The organism is Bacillus sp. FSL K6-1003 (assembly GCF_037964945.1).
GTDB classification, from domain to species: Bacteria; Bacillota; Bacilli; order Bacillales; family Bacillaceae; genus Bacillus; species Bacillus mojavensis.
Genome location: NZ_CP150176.1, coordinates 999,794 through 1,016,616, shown reverse-complemented (window position 1 = coordinate 1,016,616; position 16,823 = coordinate 999,794). Strand labels below are relative to the sequence as shown.

The 16,823-nt window shown below is 43.2% G+C and carries 15 protein-coding genes; 8 read left to right on the top strand and 7 right to left on the bottom strand.

The annotated features are described in order from the left end of the window. Positions 1-57 precede the first annotated feature (57 nt). From sigM to NSU16_RS05155, 3 genes are read left to right on the top strand one after another with little or no spacing between them, the layout of a single operon-like run. Positions 58-549 carry an RNA polymerase sigma factor SigM gene (sigM, locus tag NSU16_RS05165; RefSeq protein WP_024120735.1) on the top strand — a complete coding sequence of 164 codons (492 nt, stop codon included), beginning with the start codon at positions 58-60 and terminating at the stop codon, positions 547-549. Beyond that, positions 539-1,615: an anti-sigma factor gene (locus tag NSU16_RS05160; protein ID WP_339192242.1), complete on the top strand. Its 1,077-nt coding sequence runs from the start codon at positions 539-541 to the stop codon at positions 1,613-1,615. Before sigM ends, NSU16_RS05160 begins: the two co-directional genes overlap by 11 nt. Further along, a complete protein-coding gene (locus NSU16_RS05155) occupies positions 1,603-1,893 on the top strand; it encodes a hypothetical protein (RefSeq protein WP_010333547.1) in 291 nt (96 codons plus the stop codon). Before NSU16_RS05160 ends, NSU16_RS05155 begins: the two co-directional genes overlap by 13 nt. A gap of 29 nt (positions 1,894-1,922) precedes the next feature. Here NSU16_RS05155 and NSU16_RS05150 read toward each other — a convergent pair whose 3' ends face one another. Beyond that, the gene (locus tag NSU16_RS05150) at positions 1,923-2,354 is read right to left on the bottom strand and encodes a GNAT family N-acetyltransferase (RefSeq protein ID WP_339192241.1); all 432 of its coding nucleotides are present in this window, start codon (positions 2,352-2,354) and stop codon (positions 1,923-1,925) included. 109 nt (positions 2,355-2,463) lie between these two features. On the opposite strand from NSU16_RS05150, the gene NSU16_RS05145 reads away from it, so the two are divergent. After that, positions 2,464-3,870, top strand: a complete 1,407-nt coding sequence (locus NSU16_RS05145) for a PLP-dependent aminotransferase family protein (protein ID WP_339192240.1) — start codon at positions 2,464-2,466, stop codon at positions 3,868-3,870. 36 nt (positions 3,871-3,906) lie between these two features. On the opposite strand, the gene NSU16_RS05140 is transcribed toward NSU16_RS05145, so the two are convergent. From NSU16_RS05140 to citA, 4 genes are all read right to left on the bottom strand, one after another. Continuing rightward, positions 3,907-5,262, bottom strand: coding sequence for a sodium-dependent transporter (locus NSU16_RS05140; RefSeq protein WP_010333544.1), 1,356 nt, complete (start codon positions 5,260-5,262; stop codon positions 3,907-3,909). 117 nt (positions 5,263-5,379) lie between these two features. After that, the gene (gene bcaP, locus NSU16_RS05135) at positions 5,380-6,777 is read right to left on the bottom strand and encodes a branched-chain amino acid transporter BcaP (protein WP_168747299.1); all 1,398 of its coding nucleotides are present in this window, start codon (positions 6,775-6,777) and stop codon (positions 5,380-5,382) included. 248 nt (positions 6,778-7,025) lie between these two features. Beyond that, entirely contained in the window at positions 7,026-7,895 is an 870-nt protein-coding gene (locus NSU16_RS05130; RefSeq protein ID WP_339192238.1) for an SDR family oxidoreductase, read from the bottom strand. A gap of 71 nt (positions 7,896-7,966) precedes the next feature. Continuing rightward, a complete protein-coding gene (citA, locus tag NSU16_RS05125) occupies positions 7,967-9,067 on the bottom strand; it encodes a citrate synthase CitA (protein WP_168747297.1) in 1,101 nt (366 codons plus the stop codon). A gap of 108 nt (positions 9,068-9,175) precedes the next feature. Here citA and citR point away from each other — a divergent pair, with 108 nt between their 5' ends. After that, positions 9,176-10,051 (top strand): transcriptional regulator CitR, encoded by an 876-nt coding sequence (citR, locus tag NSU16_RS05120; protein WP_168747296.1) that lies wholly within the window; start codon positions 9,176-9,178, stop codon positions 10,049-10,051. Positions 10,052-10,120: 69 nt separating this feature from the next. Here citR and NSU16_RS05115 read toward each other — a convergent pair whose 3' ends face one another. Beyond that, entirely contained in the window at positions 10,121-11,131 is a 1,011-nt protein-coding gene (locus tag NSU16_RS05115) for a peptidoglycan endopeptidase (protein WP_268504777.1), read from the bottom strand. 536 nt (positions 11,132-11,667) lie between these two features. On the opposite strand from NSU16_RS05115, the gene NSU16_RS05110 reads away from it, so the two are divergent. Beyond that, the gene (locus tag NSU16_RS05110) at positions 11,668-13,044 is read left to right on the top strand and encodes an alkaline phosphatase (protein WP_339192648.1); all 1,377 of its coding nucleotides are present in this window, start codon (positions 11,668-11,670) and stop codon (positions 13,042-13,044) included. 30 nt (positions 13,045-13,074) lie between these two features. On the opposite strand, the gene spoVR is transcribed toward NSU16_RS05110, so the two are convergent. Next, on the bottom strand, positions 13,075-14,481 hold the full coding sequence (spoVR, locus tag NSU16_RS05105; protein WP_268504775.1) for a stage V sporulation protein SpoVR: 1,407 nt from the start codon (positions 14,479-14,481) through the stop codon (positions 13,075-13,077). A gap of 302 nt (positions 14,482-14,783) precedes the next feature. On the opposite strand from spoVR, the gene nsrR reads away from it, so the two are divergent. Both nsrR and NSU16_RS05095 read left to right on the top strand, forming a co-directional pair. Beyond that, positions 14,784-15,224 carry a nitric oxide-sensing transcriptional repressor NsrR gene (nsrR, locus tag NSU16_RS05100; protein ID WP_229147619.1) on the top strand — a complete coding sequence of 147 codons (441 nt, stop codon included), beginning with the start codon at positions 14,784-14,786 and terminating at the stop codon, positions 15,222-15,224. Positions 15,225-15,376: 152 nt separating this feature from the next. After that, positions 15,377-16,810: a LysM peptidoglycan-binding domain-containing protein gene (locus NSU16_RS05095; RefSeq protein WP_339192237.1), complete on the top strand. Its 1,434-nt coding sequence runs from the start codon at positions 15,377-15,379 to the stop codon at positions 16,808-16,810. Positions 16,811-16,823 lie beyond the last annotated feature (13 nt).

Here is a 16,823-nt window from a genome sequence, read left to right as displayed (position 1 = left end):
TAATGTGCAACTTTAAACCTTTCTTATGCGTGTATAACATAGAGGGGAGAAAAGGCAGTGACGATCGATGAAATTTACCAAATGTACATGAATGATGTTTACAGGTTCCTGCTCTCCATGACAAAAGACAAGCATCTTGCCGAAGACTTGCTGCAGGAAACCTTTATGCGGGCATACATACACATTCACTCCTATGATCACAGCAAAGTAAAGCCCTGGCTTTTTCAAGTGGCGCGGAACGCCTTCATTGATTACGTCAGAAAGCATAAGAAAGAAGTCACCATTTCTGATGATTTGATTGGAAGTCTCTTTCAAACTGCTGTTCAGAGCCCTGCCCATCAGGTAGAGATAAAGGAAGTGCTGACTGGTTATATGTCCGAGCTCCCCGATAACTATCGGGAGGCGTTAACACTATATTATTTAAAAGAATTAAATTACAAAGAAGCATCCCATATTATGAATATTTCAGAGGCGAATTTTAAAAGTGTTTTGTTTCGTGCCAGACAGCGGCTGAAAGCACTTTATAATAGAGGTGTTAATGATGAATGAAGAATTTAAAAAGCGTTTTGATCAATATAAAAACGGTGAAATGAGCGATCAGGAAATGACCGCGTTTGAAGAGGAACTTGAGAAGCTCGAAGTGTATCAGGAAATGATTGATAGTGAGCTGCCAGACGATCATGATTGGGATGTCGACATCAGTCCTGAAAAACAAAAAGCCATTCTGGCCTACGGCAAACGGAAGTCTTATTTGCGTATTTCCGCGCTTGCCGTCATTTCGACATTAATGATTTTGCCGCTATGTACGCTGGGAAGCTACCTCTATTACGGAATGGGAGGAAAACACAGCACCGGCAATGAATTTATGGAAACTGCCGCAGTCACTGTAGCCCTGACTATGCCAAATGTTCTTGTCGATACTTCTGGACTGAAGAGCCAGGTGAAGCTGTTTGGCATGAATACAGAATTCCCGCTGCAAAAACAGATTGGCACAAAAACGGCCGCCGTGGGGAATGAACGGGTGGAAATGTTTTATGACAGAGTGAAAGCGCCGGTCGTCAACTACTATGACTTAGAAATCCATAAAGCCGGCCATTACTTTACACACCCATCAAGCGGATCTGAACAAACAACCGCAAAAGCGGAAAAAACATTAAAAGCTTTGCCTGAAGGGACTGTTTCCGAGGTCTACCTTTCTTATGACCGGGCATATCCGACAAAAGAAGTGTATAAAAAATTCAGAGGTTATGATGTAAGCTTTTTGTGGAACGCGATTGAAACAGAGAACAGTACAAAGGATACCGCTTACGCAGAGCCGCTTGGCTACCCAGGGAAAGACTCAAAGTTCCTGGCTGCGCTTAATACAAAAGGGAAGTCAAACGGTGACCAATTTATCGATGCTTTAACTTACATATCGAAGCACGAAAAATGGGCGCAGGTCATTTCAAAACGAAAAGACTTAAAGGTAGATTCCCGCTTGGATTATGTAGAGAAAAATGGTGTTAATGTATACGGCTCTGTCGTTACAGGACCGACCAAGGAAATCCAGCGCATGCTGAAAAACAAATCAGTAAAATCAGCAAATGTCGGCGAGGTGGAATTATGGAATTGGTAAGAATTTTTAAAGAACATAATGTATTTGGCTGGATATCTGTCGGGACAGCGATTCTGTCTTTGCTCTTGCTTAATTTGGCGATTATCAGCAATGTGACCTCTTATTCTTATCAAATGCTGCCGTTTGCCATGGCCGCCGTTCCGTTTGGCATTATTGAGCTATTCATTAAAAGAGGACGCACGGGTCCCGGCCTGCTCGGCGTTGTCCTTAATCTCTTTGTGATTATCTGTGTGTATACTATTGTGTCTGTGGATACCAACTTACAGTTTGGCTTTTAGAAAAAAGACGCCTGAAACGGCGTCTTTTTTTATGACAGCTGTTTTCTGAATAAATAGCTTTCAATCGTAAATCCCATTTTATCCGTATAAAATCTGTGGGCGTCTTTGCGCTGAAGACCTGATGAAAGACTGACAGAACTGTAGCCTGCATCTCTTGCCCAGTTTGCCGCATAATCCAAAAGAAGTTTGCCGTACCCCTTAGACCTGTGAGGCCCGCTTTTGACAAGATCCGCTATCCATACGTACTCTCCTTGATGAAGCGAAACCCTTGGCAGCGCGCCGCACAGTGCCCTGATCGCTTTATCCTCATATAAGGCAAACAGCATATACGACTCTTTTTGGACACAGCGCTCCAGCCTATGTAAATACGTCTCTTCATCCAGCTCTGTTCTTAATTCGTGCATAACCGGATATGCTTCCATCCATTCTTCTCTAGTCGTTAATTGTTTGATATGAAGCATCTTATCAATCCCCTCTCCATTCGTTACAATGATGATATCCGATTTATGGCATTCGCCAAATAGCCAAAACCAGAAAAAATGACCACGCCAGATGCAAAGGAGAGATAAAATGGATATCACGCCGTTTCTGGACAAAACAAGCAAAACACCTCTGTATGAACAGCTTTACACCTATTTCAAACAAGAAATGTCACATGCCAGAATCACCAAAGGAATGAGGCTTCCGTCAAAACGCAGGCTCTCCAGCTTGCTCGGTGTCAGCACGGCAACGGTAGAACGCGCCTACGAGCAATTAACCGCTGAAGGATATGTCAAAAGCAAGCCTAAAATCGGCTGGTTTGCAGCAGACATTGAACCTGAGTTTCCGAATGCTCCAATACCATATCAACCTCCTCCACAGCCGGTCACTCATAAAGAAGTAGAATCTGTTATTAACTTTCATCAAGGAAATGTCGATCTACTCCACTTTCCCTTTAACGCGTGGCGAAAAAGCATGGTGAAAAGTCTGGATCGGTATTCTGAACAACTTCACATTTCAGGCGATCCTCAAGGAGAACCTGCACTCAGAGAAATGATAGCCCAATTTGTCAGACTGTCACGCGGTGTCAATTGTGATCCCAGCCAAATTATCATTGGAGCAGGCACTACCGTCCTTCTGCAAATTCTTTGCCTTACGCTTCAGCCGGGAACAAAAATCGGTTTTGAAGAACCGGGATTTCACCGTTCAAGACGAATGTTTGAGGCCAATCACATGAACGTGATTCCCATTTGCACAGATGAAGAAGGAGTCCTGCCGGCTAGCCTTACACACGAGAGCCCGCATCTCGTCTATACGACTCCCTCACATCAATTCCCGCTCGGGACCATAATGACGATCGCCCGAAGACAGGAGCTGTTGTCTTGGGCAAAAGAGGCAAATTCATTTATTATTGAGGATGATTATGATGGAGAATTTCGCTACAGCGGGCAGCCCATTCCATCGCTGCAAGGCCTTGACCCGAATGGCAGGGTCATTTATCTCGGCACTTTTTCAAAATCATTGCTCCCTTCCTTGCGGATCAGCTATATGATTCTTCCTGCTGCACTTATTGAACCCGTAAGAAAAAATGCGCTTTTGATGAAACAGACGGTCTCTTCCCATAATCAATTGGCACTGGCAGATTTCATTGAAAACGGCGAATGGCAAAAGCATTTGAACAGGATGAGATCCTTATATCGAAAAAAACACGCTGTTCTGCTCGAAGCGATACGAACTGAGCTGGGAGACAGCGTGGAGGTTCTCGGAAAAAACTCGGGGCTCCATATCCTCCTTCGGCTTATGTTTTCAGCTAGTGAGGATGAAGTGATAAAAGCCGCTGCCAAAAACAGAGTGAATGTCTATCCGGTTTCTCCATCGTACAAGAGCCAGCCGCCGTTTGTTTCTGTCTTAATCGGTTATGGAGGGCTTTCTGAAGAGGACATCCGGCTCGGTATCAAAAAGCTGAAAACCGCTTGGGAACCGCTGATGAAATCATAATAAACAAAAAAACAGGCCCCAGCGGAGCCTGTTTTTCTAAAAGGATATAATCCCAATTAAATTTAAGAACACGATAATAATAGCCAGCGGCACAACGAAACGGAGCAAATAAAACCATATATAAAAGAATGCTTTTCCGGGATGTGATCCTTGTCTCATCTCTGCCCATAGGTCCTGTTTCGATATTTTCAGCGGAATGAAAATAGAAATTAACAGGGCGCCTAACGGCAGCAAAACATTGCTGACGGTAAAATCGACAACGTCAAAAAACGTCTTATCAAATATGCGCACATCGCTCAGCACGCCATAGGATAAGCAAGATGGGATACCGACTAAGAAGATCAAAAACCCGCTTGTCCATGACAGCTTTTTCCTCTTCGTTTCGTCCCCTTTGCCGATAATGGCTACAATCATTTCCACCATCGAAAAGGCAGAGGTCAGTGCGGCAAATAAAAATGCGACTAGAAAGCCGATGAAAAACAGGATACCGAACGGAAGCTGTTCAAAAACGGCCGGAAGCACTGTAAACAGCAAAGTCGGACCTTCATTCGGCTCCAATCCGAAGGAGAAAACGGCAGGAAAAATAGCCAAACCTGCCAAAAGTGTCACAATGATATTCATAACGACAATGGACGCTGCAGAACGCGGGATATTTTGCGTTTTCGGCAGATAGGAGCTGTAGGTCACCATGACCGAAACCCCCAGTGTTAACGTAAAGAAAGCCTGTCCCAGCGCAAACAAAACAGACTCCGGGGTCAAATCGCCGAAATGGGGCACAAGCAAAAATTTCACGCCTTCCATCGCATGATCCAGCGTGAGCGACCGAAGAACAAGCAGGACAAACAATATAAACAAAATCGGCATCATCACCGCGCTTACGCGTTCAATCCCTTTTTGAACCCCTCTGGCGACAACCAGCACAGTCAGTACCATAAAGATAAGCTGAGCCGCGAGCGTCTGCACAGGGTTTTGAATAACAGAGCCAAAAAGTGCACCGTACTGCTCCTGGGTGAGACCGGACAGTGAACCCGATGCTGTTTTCACTATATATAGTAAAATCCATCCTCCGATAACACTGTAAAACGATAAAACTAAGAAACAAGCCGCTACACCGACCCATCCTGTGAGAAACCAAGCTGTTCGCGGCGCTTCTTTTTTATATGCATCAATGGCATTCGTTTGGTTCCGTCTTCCAAAGATAAATTCTCCCACTAAAAGCGGATAGCCCAAGAGAATGGTAAATAGCACAAAAATAAGGAAAAAGGCGCCTCCTCCATTCGTCCCCGCTACATAAGGGAACTTCCAAATCGCGCCTAAGCCGATGGCTGATCCAGCGGCAGCCATGACGAAACCGATTTTTGAAGCCCATTGGACTGGTTTTTGCTCAGACAATGATGTCACTTCCTTTCCAGCCTATATTATCTCTTATTTTCATGCTGATTTCTATAAATTCATTTGATGAGAATAGAAAAGAGAGCGGCCAGTGTAAGCCGCTCTCTTCTTTGAGAGTTATTGATTTAATTTTGAATGCTTTCTTGAATATAAGAAATAGATCGCCATGCCAATTAACAGCCATACAAGGAAGCGGACAATCGTCACCCAGCCGAGATTTAAAATTAAGAACAGGCAGAATAGAATTGCTAAGCCCGGGATAACCGGAACCCCCGGACATTTAAAGGCTCTCGGAAGATCAGGCTGTTTCTTTCTTAATACAATAACCGCGACAGAAATCAGTACAAACGCTGAAAGCGTTCCGATGTTTACCAACTTGGCAAGCTCATCAAGCGGAACAAGTGAACCGAGGAGCGCCGACATTATGCCGAAAAACCAAGTCGCAACATAAGGAGTTTTATGCTTCGGATGAACCTTAGAAAGCGATCCCGGAACCAGGCCGTCACGAGACATAGCAAACATGACACGTGTCTGTCCATAAAGCATCACAAGCATAACCGTTGTCATTCCCAAAACCGCACCGATATCGATAATGCCTGCCACCCAGTTTTGCCCCGCGCTTTGAAGAACGAGAGAAACCGGATGATCGATGCCTTCAAACTGGGCAAATGGAACAACGCCTGTCATGATGGCTGATACAGTAACATATAAAATGGTACAAACCAATAATGAGAAAATAATTCCTTTCGGCAGATCCTTCCCAGGGTTTTTCGTCTCTTCCGCGGCAGAGGATACAGCGTCAAATCCGATAAAAGCAAAGAAAACGAGTGCTGCTGCACTGAATACGCCGCCAAAGCCCATTGGCATAAACGGCTGCCAGTTATCCGGCTTCACGTAAACAGCTGCCACTGCAATAAATAAGAGAACGACCAGCACTTTTAAAATTACCATAATGTTGTTGACTCTTTTAGATTCTCTGATGCCTAAATAAAGCAAATACGTAATAGCAAGAACAATGACAAACGCAGGCAGATTAAAAATGGTAAAGGTTCCTTTTACGGCCCCCGGAGCAGCCGTTAAGGCCACCGGAAGATGAATGCCAAGCCCGGACAAAAATGATTGAAAATACCCAGACCACCCGACTGAAACGGCACTTACCGCCAGCATATACTCTAAAATTAAATCCCACCCGATAATGAAGGCCAAAAGTTCTCCCATTGTAGCATAAGTAAATGTATACACCGAACCTGAGACAGGCACACTTGAAGCAAATTCAGCGTAAGACAATGCAGCGAATAAACAAGCCAGCGCTGCGACAACAAATGAAACGGTCAGTCCGGGTCCGGCAGTAACTGCCCCTGTCCCCGTCAGTACAAATATCCCAGTACCTATAATGGCCCCAATCCCAAGCAGTGTTAAGTCAAATGCCCCTAATTCTCTTTTTAAAGATTTTTCACCTTTTGTTGCAGCGATTAAATCCTGAATACTTTTCTTCCTAAATACGCTTCCTTTCATTCCCCTTCAACTCCTAGCTGATGATTTCTTTATATTTTATTTGAATTTTCTGAATTCATGAGCAACAATGACCGTTTTTCTTTTTTTCTACTATATTTGTACTGGTGATGAATCATTCCTTTCTCCTACTCAATATTATATATAAAAATCTAAAAATGAAAACTAAATTTTTAAAAAATTCGACAAATTTCTGCACTGGCCTATTTTCATGCACAAAAAAACCAGCCATTCTGCTGGTTTTTTGTACATTATGTTGAAATAAAACGGCCGCCATTCACGTGAATCGTCTGTCCCGTCATATAGGAAGAATCATCAGATGCAAGCAAAACGTATACACCTGCATGCTCTATCGGCTGTCCCGGTCTGCCCATCGGCGTATCAAGTCCATGCTGTTTCACTTTTTCTTCCGGGAATGTCGCCGGGATCAGCGGTGTCCAAATCGGACCGGGCGCCACCGCATTTACTCTGATGCCTTTATCCACAAGAGATTTGCTCATTGATCGTGTAAAGGAGACAATTGCACCCTTTGTACTGGAATAATCAATTAATGCGGTATCTCCTTCATAAGCGGTAATCGATGTCGTATTAATGATTGCGCTCCCTTCTTTCAAGTGAGGCAACGCTTTCTTTGTCATATGAAACATGGCAAAAATGTTCGTGCGGAAGGTCTTTTCAAGCTGTTCTGTTGAAATATCAAGAATACTGTCCTGCGGGTGCTGTTCAGCAGCGTTGTTAACCAAAATATCCAGCTTTCCAAAATGGTCTACGGTTTGCTGTACAGCCTGTTCACAATGCTTCTCATCTCCGATATCCCCAGGAATCAACAGGCAGCGGACGTTTTCCTGTTCAACTTGTTTTCGCGTTTCCTCTGCGTCAGAATGTTCGTCCAGATAAAGAATGGAGACGTCTGCCCCTTCTTTTGCATACGCAATTGCTGCCGCTCTCCCGATTCCGCTGTCGCCTCCTGTAATGATCGCGACTTTTCCTTTCAGTTTTCCGCTTCCTTTATAATCATGGTCTTCTGTTAAAGGAAAAGGATTCATTTCAGATTCAATCCCCGGCTGTCGGTCCTGCCGCTGCGGATCTTGTCCTTCTGTTTGTCTGTCCATTGGGTTCATATTGATCACTCCTAGACATGATGATATTGAATGTTTACCACATCACAGAAGCGAATAAACTGCAAAATATGTTATGAAAGTACTTCTTCAGGAATAGCCCCTGTATATTTAGCTGACGGACGGAAAATCACGTTGTTTTCTGCTTGCTCCAGCACATGTGCGCACCAGCCTACCATTCGGCTTGCTGAAAACGTCGGTGTAAACAAGTCATCATCAAAATCAATCGCCTTCATGACAGCAGCTGCATAAAATTCAACGTTTGTGTACAGCTTGCGGCCCGGTTTGTAGATGTCCAGCAAACGGATCGCTTCTGCCTCCACATGCAGCGCCAGATCCAAATCACGGTCATCGCCTGCAACCTCTTCAGCTTTCTGTCTCAAAGCTTCTGCCCGCGGATCTTTCGTCTTATACACGCGGTGCCCAAATCCCATCAGGCGTTCTCCTTTTTCAAGCTTTGCTGTCAAATACGCTGCAGCATTCGCTTTTTCTCCAATGTCTTCAAGCATTTTTGTTACAGCAGAAGGAGCCCCTCCATGAAGCGGGCCTTTCATCGTGCCAAGCGCCGCGGTAATGGCCGATACCAAATCACTCTCTGTAGACAAAGTAACCCGTGCCGAAAAAGTTGATGCGTTCATGCCATGCTCCATGGCCAGAATCATATATGTTTCAAGCGCTTTCTTTTTTGCTTCTGAAGGCTGTTCACCTGTGAGCATATAATAATAGTTTTCAACATGTCCGTACTGGGAAGATGGCTCAATGGCTTGCTCGCCGCGCACCCAGCGTTTTCTGTAAGCGATAATAGACGGCGTGATGGCAATCAGCCGAATCGCTTCTTCTATTTTTGGATAAAACGTGTACGTATTTTCCCCTAATGCTGAAACAACCGTTCTCAGCACCGACATGTCGTCCATGTTATTAGGCAGCGACTGAATCAAATTTTCGATGCGGTCAGGCAGGTTTCGCTCCGCGATCAGCTTTTCTTCAAATATCCGTAATTCATCTGATGCCGGCAGTTTTCCAAATAAAATCAAGTAAGCGGCTTCTTCAAAGCTGTGTTGCAGCGCGATGTCTTTTGCATGATGCCCTCTGTAGATAAGACGCCCTTTTTCGCCGTCAATATGGCTGATTGATGTGTCCACACATGTAATTCCCTTTAATCCGTAATGTACCATTTGTATTCCCCCTATCCTTTTCTGTTATTATAGTAAATATAATATTTAAAAAATATTGAATATTTTAAAGGGAATTAATTAAAAATATTAATCAGAGGGAGAATGGAAATGGATTTCAAATGGCTTCACACCTTTGTGACCGCTGCGAAATATGAAAACTTCAGAAAAACAGCGGAAACGCTTTTTTTATCTCAGCCCACTGTAACTGTACATATCAAGCAATTAGAAAAAGAAATCAGCTGCAAGCTGTTCGAGCGAAAAGGCAGACAGATTCAGTTAACCGATGAAGGCAGGGCTTATTTGCCGTTTGCACTGAGGCTGCTTGATGACTATGAAAACAGCATGGCAGAGCTCCACAGAGTAAGACAAGGCTACTCTCAAACCTTACAGCTCGCGGTTTCGCCGCTTATTGCCGATACTGTGCTTCCATCTGTTATGAAACGATACACATCAATGAATACTGAAACAGAAATTGCAGTGAAGATTTTTGAATCGGCAGAAATCTCGTCTCTGATTAAATCTGGCGAGGCGGATATCGGACTGAGCTGTTTAAAAGTCCAGTCTTCTTCTTTAACATGCCACTGTTTATATAAGGACCCAGTCGTCCTCGTTGCGCCTCCTGATCGGCGCTTCACAGCAGACGAAGAAATTGATGCCAAAGAGGTGCTTGAGCAGTACCTGCTTTTGACCCACAATCATCCTGACTACTGGGACGACTTACTCCGTCAAGTCAGAGTGACCCTTCCATTTGTGAGGACAATGAAAGTCACACAAACCCATATAACGAAACGGTTTATAAAAGAAGGACTTGGCGTTTCATTCCTCCCCTTATCTACAGTAAAGCGCGAATTAGAGGAGAAACAGATGATCAGAATCCCTTACCATTCTGTGCAGCTGCCCTATGCCGGTGCTTATGCGATCGCCCTTTATGAAAATAAGAAGGAAAAAAAGTTTTTGGACTTTTTATCACATTTTCATTTTTAGATGTAACCAAAACAAAGATGCTCCGTCTAATGAAAAAAACCCGTTCTATGAACGGGTTACTTTGTAAAATTAGAATCTTTTCGCACCGAGGTAGCGAGGCTTCCAGTAGCTGTTGTTCAGGCTGCTGATTTGTACGCCGTCAGATCCTGCATGAACGAAACTGTTGTTTCCAACGTAAATCCCCATGTGAGAAGGGCCGGATTTATATGTTGTAAAGAATACGAAATCACCGACAGACGGGCTGGCAATGCTCTTCATGGAGCTCCAATATCCCGCAGTGCTCGTTCTTGCCACACTTGTTTGTTTGTTTAATACGTACCAAATGAATCCGCTGCAGTCAAAACCGGAAGTTGTTGTTCCGCCCCATTTGTACGGCGTTCCAGTTAGCGCTTTTGCATCAGAGACCAGTTTGCTTACGTTAAGTGATGTAGATGATACTTTGCTGCTTGAGCTAGATGAAGGCTTAGATGAAGTTACAGTTTTTGAACCTGTTCCTTTCACCTTCAATACTTGTCCGACATAGATTAAATCTGATTTTAAGCCATTGAGACTCTTTAATTTGCTAACCGTTGTACCGTATTTTTTCGCGATTTTAGATAGACTGTCGCCGCTCACTACTTTGTATGTAGAAGTTGCAGACGTAGACACGTTTGATGAGCTTGAACTGCTTGAACTGCTTGAACTGCTTGAGCCCTTCACTTTCAGAACTTGTCCGATACGGAGAAGATCTGATTTTAAGCCGTTCAGTTTTTTCAGTTCATTGATCGTCATGCCGTATTTTTTAGAAATTTTCCAAAGGCTGTCGCCGCTCACTACTTTGTATGTAGAAGAAGATGAACTGCTTTTTGAACTTGATGCTGTCGATTTACCGTTAATGGATAAAGTCTGTCCTGCGTAAATGATATCGGAATGAAGCTTGTTTTCTGATTTAATTTTACTTATTGTCGTGCCGTATTTTCTTGAGAGATCCCATAACGTGTCGCCTTTTTTTACCTTGACGCTTTGTGCAGATGCCGCTCCTGCAAATAAAGTCGATCCTAAAACAACCGCTGTTGTAGCTGTAATGATTTGCTTTTTCATGTTTTCCTCCCTAAATATGTATATCTATGTTTATCTCTTTTTTTAATTAATCATCTTGTTTTCTATTATAAGGTTGTATTCCCAATAGAAATAGTCTTGACTTCACGTGACAAATTTCTTAATTATTCGTTTTCAAAAAAAGTTTTTAAGGGTATTAAATATTTCATTTTCGTTTCAAAGGTGACAAAAAACGAGTGCTTTTGTCATGTTATTTGGGCGCTTTATCAACAATTAGGAAATAATTGAAGGGGATTTAGGTATTTAGAACATAGCGGAAGAATGAGAGACTGATAGCATTCGATAAAAACTGCGTTTATTCGCAGTTTTTTTATTTAAACAACCATATCACGCATCAAACATGTGGTAAAGATTTTTCTGGAAAAATGAATGCTTTGATAAAAGAAAGGCAAGATAACGGAACAGCCATTTTATATTCATCACAATCCTTTACTGAATATTTACAGGATCAACTGCCGCACTTTACAAACATTCCCTATCGTAATAAGCAGAACAAATTAAAGGAGGCCTGCAAGAAAATGAGCCTGTTTCAAAAAATGAAATCAAAATTGCTGCCAGTCGCAGCTGTTTCCGTGCTTACAGCCGGTATATTCGCCGGTGCAGAGCTGCAGCAGACCGAAAAAGCAAGCGCCAAAAAACAAAACAAAGATGAGATCAGAAATGTCATTGTGATGATTGGTGACGGCATGGGAGCATCATACATAAATGCCTACCGTTCCTTGAAAAATAACGGTGAAACACCCAACAACCCGACGTTAACTGAATTTGACCGGAACCTGACAGGTATGATGATGACGCATCCGGATGACCCTGACTATAATATTACAGATTCAGCAGCAGCCGGAACAGCATTAGCGACAGGCGTTAAGACATATAACAATGCAATTGGCGTCGATAAAAACGGAAAAAAAGTAAAATCAATACTTGAAGAAGCCAAACAGCAAGGCAAGTCAACAGGGCTTGTCGCAACTTCTGAAATTAACCACGCCACACCCGCAGCATACGGCGCCCACAATGAATCTCGGAAAAACATGAACCAGATCGCCAACAGCTATATGGATGATAAAATAAAAGGCAAACAAAAAATTGACGTTTTGCTTGGCGGCGGAAAATCCTACTTTACCCGCAAGGACAGAAATTTAACGAAAGAATTTAAACAAGCGGGCTACAGCTATGTGACAACAAAACAAGCGCTGAAGAAAAATAAAGATCAGCAGGTGCTCGGGCTTTTTGCAGACGGAGGGCTTGATAAAGCGCTCGACCGCGACAGCAAAACCCCATCCCTGAAAGATATGACTGTTTCAGCAATTGACCGGCTGAATCAAAATAAAAAAGGATTTTTCTTGATGGTCGAAGGCAGCCAAATTGACTGGGCCGCTCATGACAATGATACTGTTGGAGCCATGAGCGAGGTAAGAGATTTTGAACAGGCGTATAAAGCTGCCATTGAATTCGCGAAAAAAGATAAACATACGCTGGTGATAGCAGCTGCTGATCATACGACAGGCGGATTTACCATTGGGGCAAACGGTGAAAAAAATTGGCATGCGGCGCCTATATTGGCCGCGAAAAAAACACCTGAATTTATGGCTAAAAAAATCAGTGAAGGCAAACCTGTCAAAGATGTGCTGGCCCGCTATACAGATCTGGATTTTACACGTGAAGAAATCAAAAGTGTTGAAGCCGCTTCACAAGCTGACAAAAGCAAAGGCGCATACAAAGCCATCATCAAGATTTTCAACACCCGTTCTAACAGCGGCTGGACCAGTACCGATCATACCGGTGAAGAAGTGCCGGTATACGCGTACGGCCCCGGAAAAGAGAAATTCAGCGGACTGATCAACAATACCGACCAGGCAAAAATCATATTTAGGATTTTGAAAACAGGAAAATAAAAAGGATGCAGATCGCTGCATCCTTTTTTCTTATAAATACCTGCGGTGAACCCCTTTTCCGTCATACGAAAACATCACTTGCTTATCCTCCAGCACGGATTCGATATGCACGCTTCTTCCCCACAGCTGGTATAAATAAGGAAGCACTTTCTCCAAGTATTTCAAATCCAGTTCTATGCCCTCATACCAATGCTTAATTAAGAGCTCGTTATTTTTCAAATAATCCCCATCGTCTACAGTCAAATACGGAAACCCACCGTTTACCCGCATGCTCACAAGCTGGTCGCGCACAGCCTCCCACTCTTTATCGACGATTTTGTAGTCTCTGCCCTGCTTTTGGAACAAGTAAAGGTCCTCGCGCATCACTAAATCTTTTGTTAAATAATTGCGGATGAATGAGATATCTGATTCAATCTCTCTGACTTCAAACATTTTTTCCCGGCCCGCGTTCGGCTTGACGCCCATTTTCTTCATTTCCTCAGTCGGATTGTTATACCGTTCCTCAATATCTTCAAAAATCTTTAGTCCCAAATAATAAGGGTTGATTCCCGTTTTTGACGGCTGGACAACCCCGGCATTCAGCTTGGCGAACTCTATCGCTTCATCAGAGGTTAAATCAAGCTCCCGGATAATTCTTTGATGCCAGTATGAAGCCCATCCTTCATTCATTATCTTCGTTTCCAGCTGAGGCCAGAAATAAAGCATTTCTTCTCTCATCATCGTCAAAATATCACGCTGCCACGGCTCAAGTTCCCTTGAATGCTCCTCAATAAAAAGCAGAATATCTTTTTCGGGCCGAGGCGGGAAAGGTTTTTTTGATTTTTTCAATTGTTTTCTCGGTTTCTTCTCATCTAAATTCCATAGATCATCGTACGGCGTAGACATTTCCTCACACTCTTCTTCCTCATCATCCACACTCCACTGGAGCTTCGGACGCACCAAAGACGGATCGATATGCTCCTGGATTGAAAGAATCGCGTCTAAAAAGGCCTCTACTTCCTGGATTCCATGAATGCGTTCATAATGCTTAATCCGCTCCGCCGTGGCTGCCATGCTTTCCACCATGTCACGCTTCGTGTTTTGGAAGCGGCAGTTGTTTTTGAAAAAGTCACAGTGGGCGAGAACGTGGGCGACAATCAATTTATTTTGAATCAGTGAATTGCTGTCCAGCAAAAAGGCGTAGCATGGGTCTGAGTTAATGACAAGCTCATAAATTTTGCTTAATCCAAGGTCGTAATGCAGTTTCATTTTGTGAAACTGTTTCCCGAAGCTCCAGTGACTGAATCTCGTCGGCATCCCGTATGCGCCGAATGTATAAATAATTTCAGCCGGGCAGATTTCATACCTCATCGGATAGAAATCAAGGCCGAATCCTTTTGCTACTTCAGTAATTTCCTCAATCGCCCGCTGTAATCCCTTTTTCTCCTCCGCGTTCAACCGAATCCCCCCTACTTGGACTTATCTATAATGTATGAGCCCGCCTGACAAAAGATGATAAGTCACATTTCTGCCTGACAAAAACGTGTCTGGCACACTAACCTGTTTGCCGAATGTGTCATTGAACGCAACATTCAAAAGATGAAGTTGATTACGAAAAACCGTTCAAAACAAAATCCTCCGAATGACATGCACTAAAAAAAAGCGTGTGCTCAGCTTCTATTAAAAGGAAAATTCCTTTTTTTTCATTTTATAATAGATTGTGATAAGATATAGAAAATGTCTTATTCCGAGGTCTTAATATGAAGTTAACAAATTATACAGATTATTCATTACGAGTTTTGATTTTTCTGGCTGCAGAACGTCCCGGAGAACTTTCAAATATAAAACAGATCGCCGAAACGTATTCTATTTCAAAAAATCATCTCATGAAAGTCATATATAGGCTCGGTCAGCTCGGATACGTGGAAACGATACGCGGACGAGGCGGCGGCATACGTTTAGGCATGGATCCTGAAGACATTAATATCGGGGAGGTCGTCAGAAAAACAGAAGACGATTTTAATATTGTTGAATGTTTTGATGCGAATAGAAATCTCTGTATTATTTCTCCGGTGTGCGGCTTAAAACACGTGCTTAATGAAGCGCTTATGGCCTATCTTGCCGTTCTAAACAGATACACGCTGCGAGACCTTGTCAAAAACAAAGAGGAGATTATGCAGCTTTTGAAAATGAAGGAATAATTGATGATTCCTTCTTTTTTTATGCCTTTTTTCATGCGTTCTGTTAAGAAAATGTGACTGATTTTTTAAAAAAGCAAAACGATGAGATGAATCTGCCGATATAAAAAAGAAACAGCATATTCAAAATCATTGGGGGAAAAAGGAGAGCTAAGATGAAAAAAAAATTAGCAGCAGGGCTGACAGCAACCGCGATTGTCAGCTCAACATTAGCGATTACACCCGCTGAAGCAGCAACGATTAAAGTCAAAAGCGGAGATTCCTTATGGAAGCTGGCGCAAACCTATAACACAAGTGTAGCAGCCATTTCATCCGCCAACCATCTTTCGACGACCGTCCTGTCAATTGGGCAGACGCTTACCATTCCAGGCAGCAAATCCGACACTTCATCATCTTCTTCAGGGTCAAAAAAGAAGAGCGGAAATGCTGTTTACACAGTGAAAAATGGCGATTCACTATGGCTGATTGCCAATGAGTATAAGATGTCGGTACAAGAACTGAAAAAGTTAAACGGATTGAACAGCGACATGATTCGTGCAGGCCAGAAATTAAAAGTATCCGGAAAAGTTTCTTCACATACAAGTTCCGGCACTTCAAGCAGCTCCAAATCGAGCTCAAGCTCTTCAGCTAAGACTGGCACTTACAAAGTGCAGCTCGGTGATTCGCTTTGGAAAATCGCAAACAAAGTCAATATGTCCATCGCTGAATTGAAGGTATTGAACAACTTGAAATCAGATACCATTTATGTGAATCAAGTGTTAAAAACAAAATCAGCGGGTTCTCATTCGTCATCCAAAGACAATTCATCCAAATCGAATCAATCAGCGTCAGCAACAACGAAGTACACCGTAAAAAGCGGAGACTCACTTTGGAAAATCGCAAACAAATATAACCTGACTGTACAGCAAATCCGAAACAGCAACAATCTGAAATCAGACGTTCTGTACGTTGGACAAGTGCTAAAGCTGACCGGCAAATCATCTTCCGGCACATCAACATCACCGTCTTCGTCAAATTCAAGCTCCGGCACCACGACGACTACATATACGGTGAAGAGCGGTGATTCCTTATGGGTGATCGCTCAAAAGTTCAATGTGACAGCCCAGCAGATTCGGGAGAAAAACAACTTGAAAACCGATGTTTTACAAATCGGCCAGAAGCTCACGATTACAGGCAAAGCTTCATCCCCTTCTTCAAGTTCCGGATCTTCAGGCAGCACCATCTCAACCAGCGCGAAGATTAACAAAATGATCGCGGCCGCTAAGGAGCAGCTTGGCGTTCCATATCGCTGGGGAGGAACGACACCGGCCGGATTTGACTGCAGCGGATTCATTTACTATGCGCTAAACAAAGTCACATCTGTGTCCAGATTAACGGCGGCCGGCTACTGGAATACCATGAAATCTGTCAGCCAGCCTGCAGTCGGAGACTTTGTCTTCTTTTCGACATACAAAGCCGGTCCTTCTCACGTCGGGATTTACCTTGGAAACGGGGAATTCATTAATGCCAACGACTCCGGGGTTGTCATTTCAAATATGAACAACTCATACTGGAAACAGCGCTACCTCGGTGCAAAGCGTTATTTCTAAAAATGAAACTGTA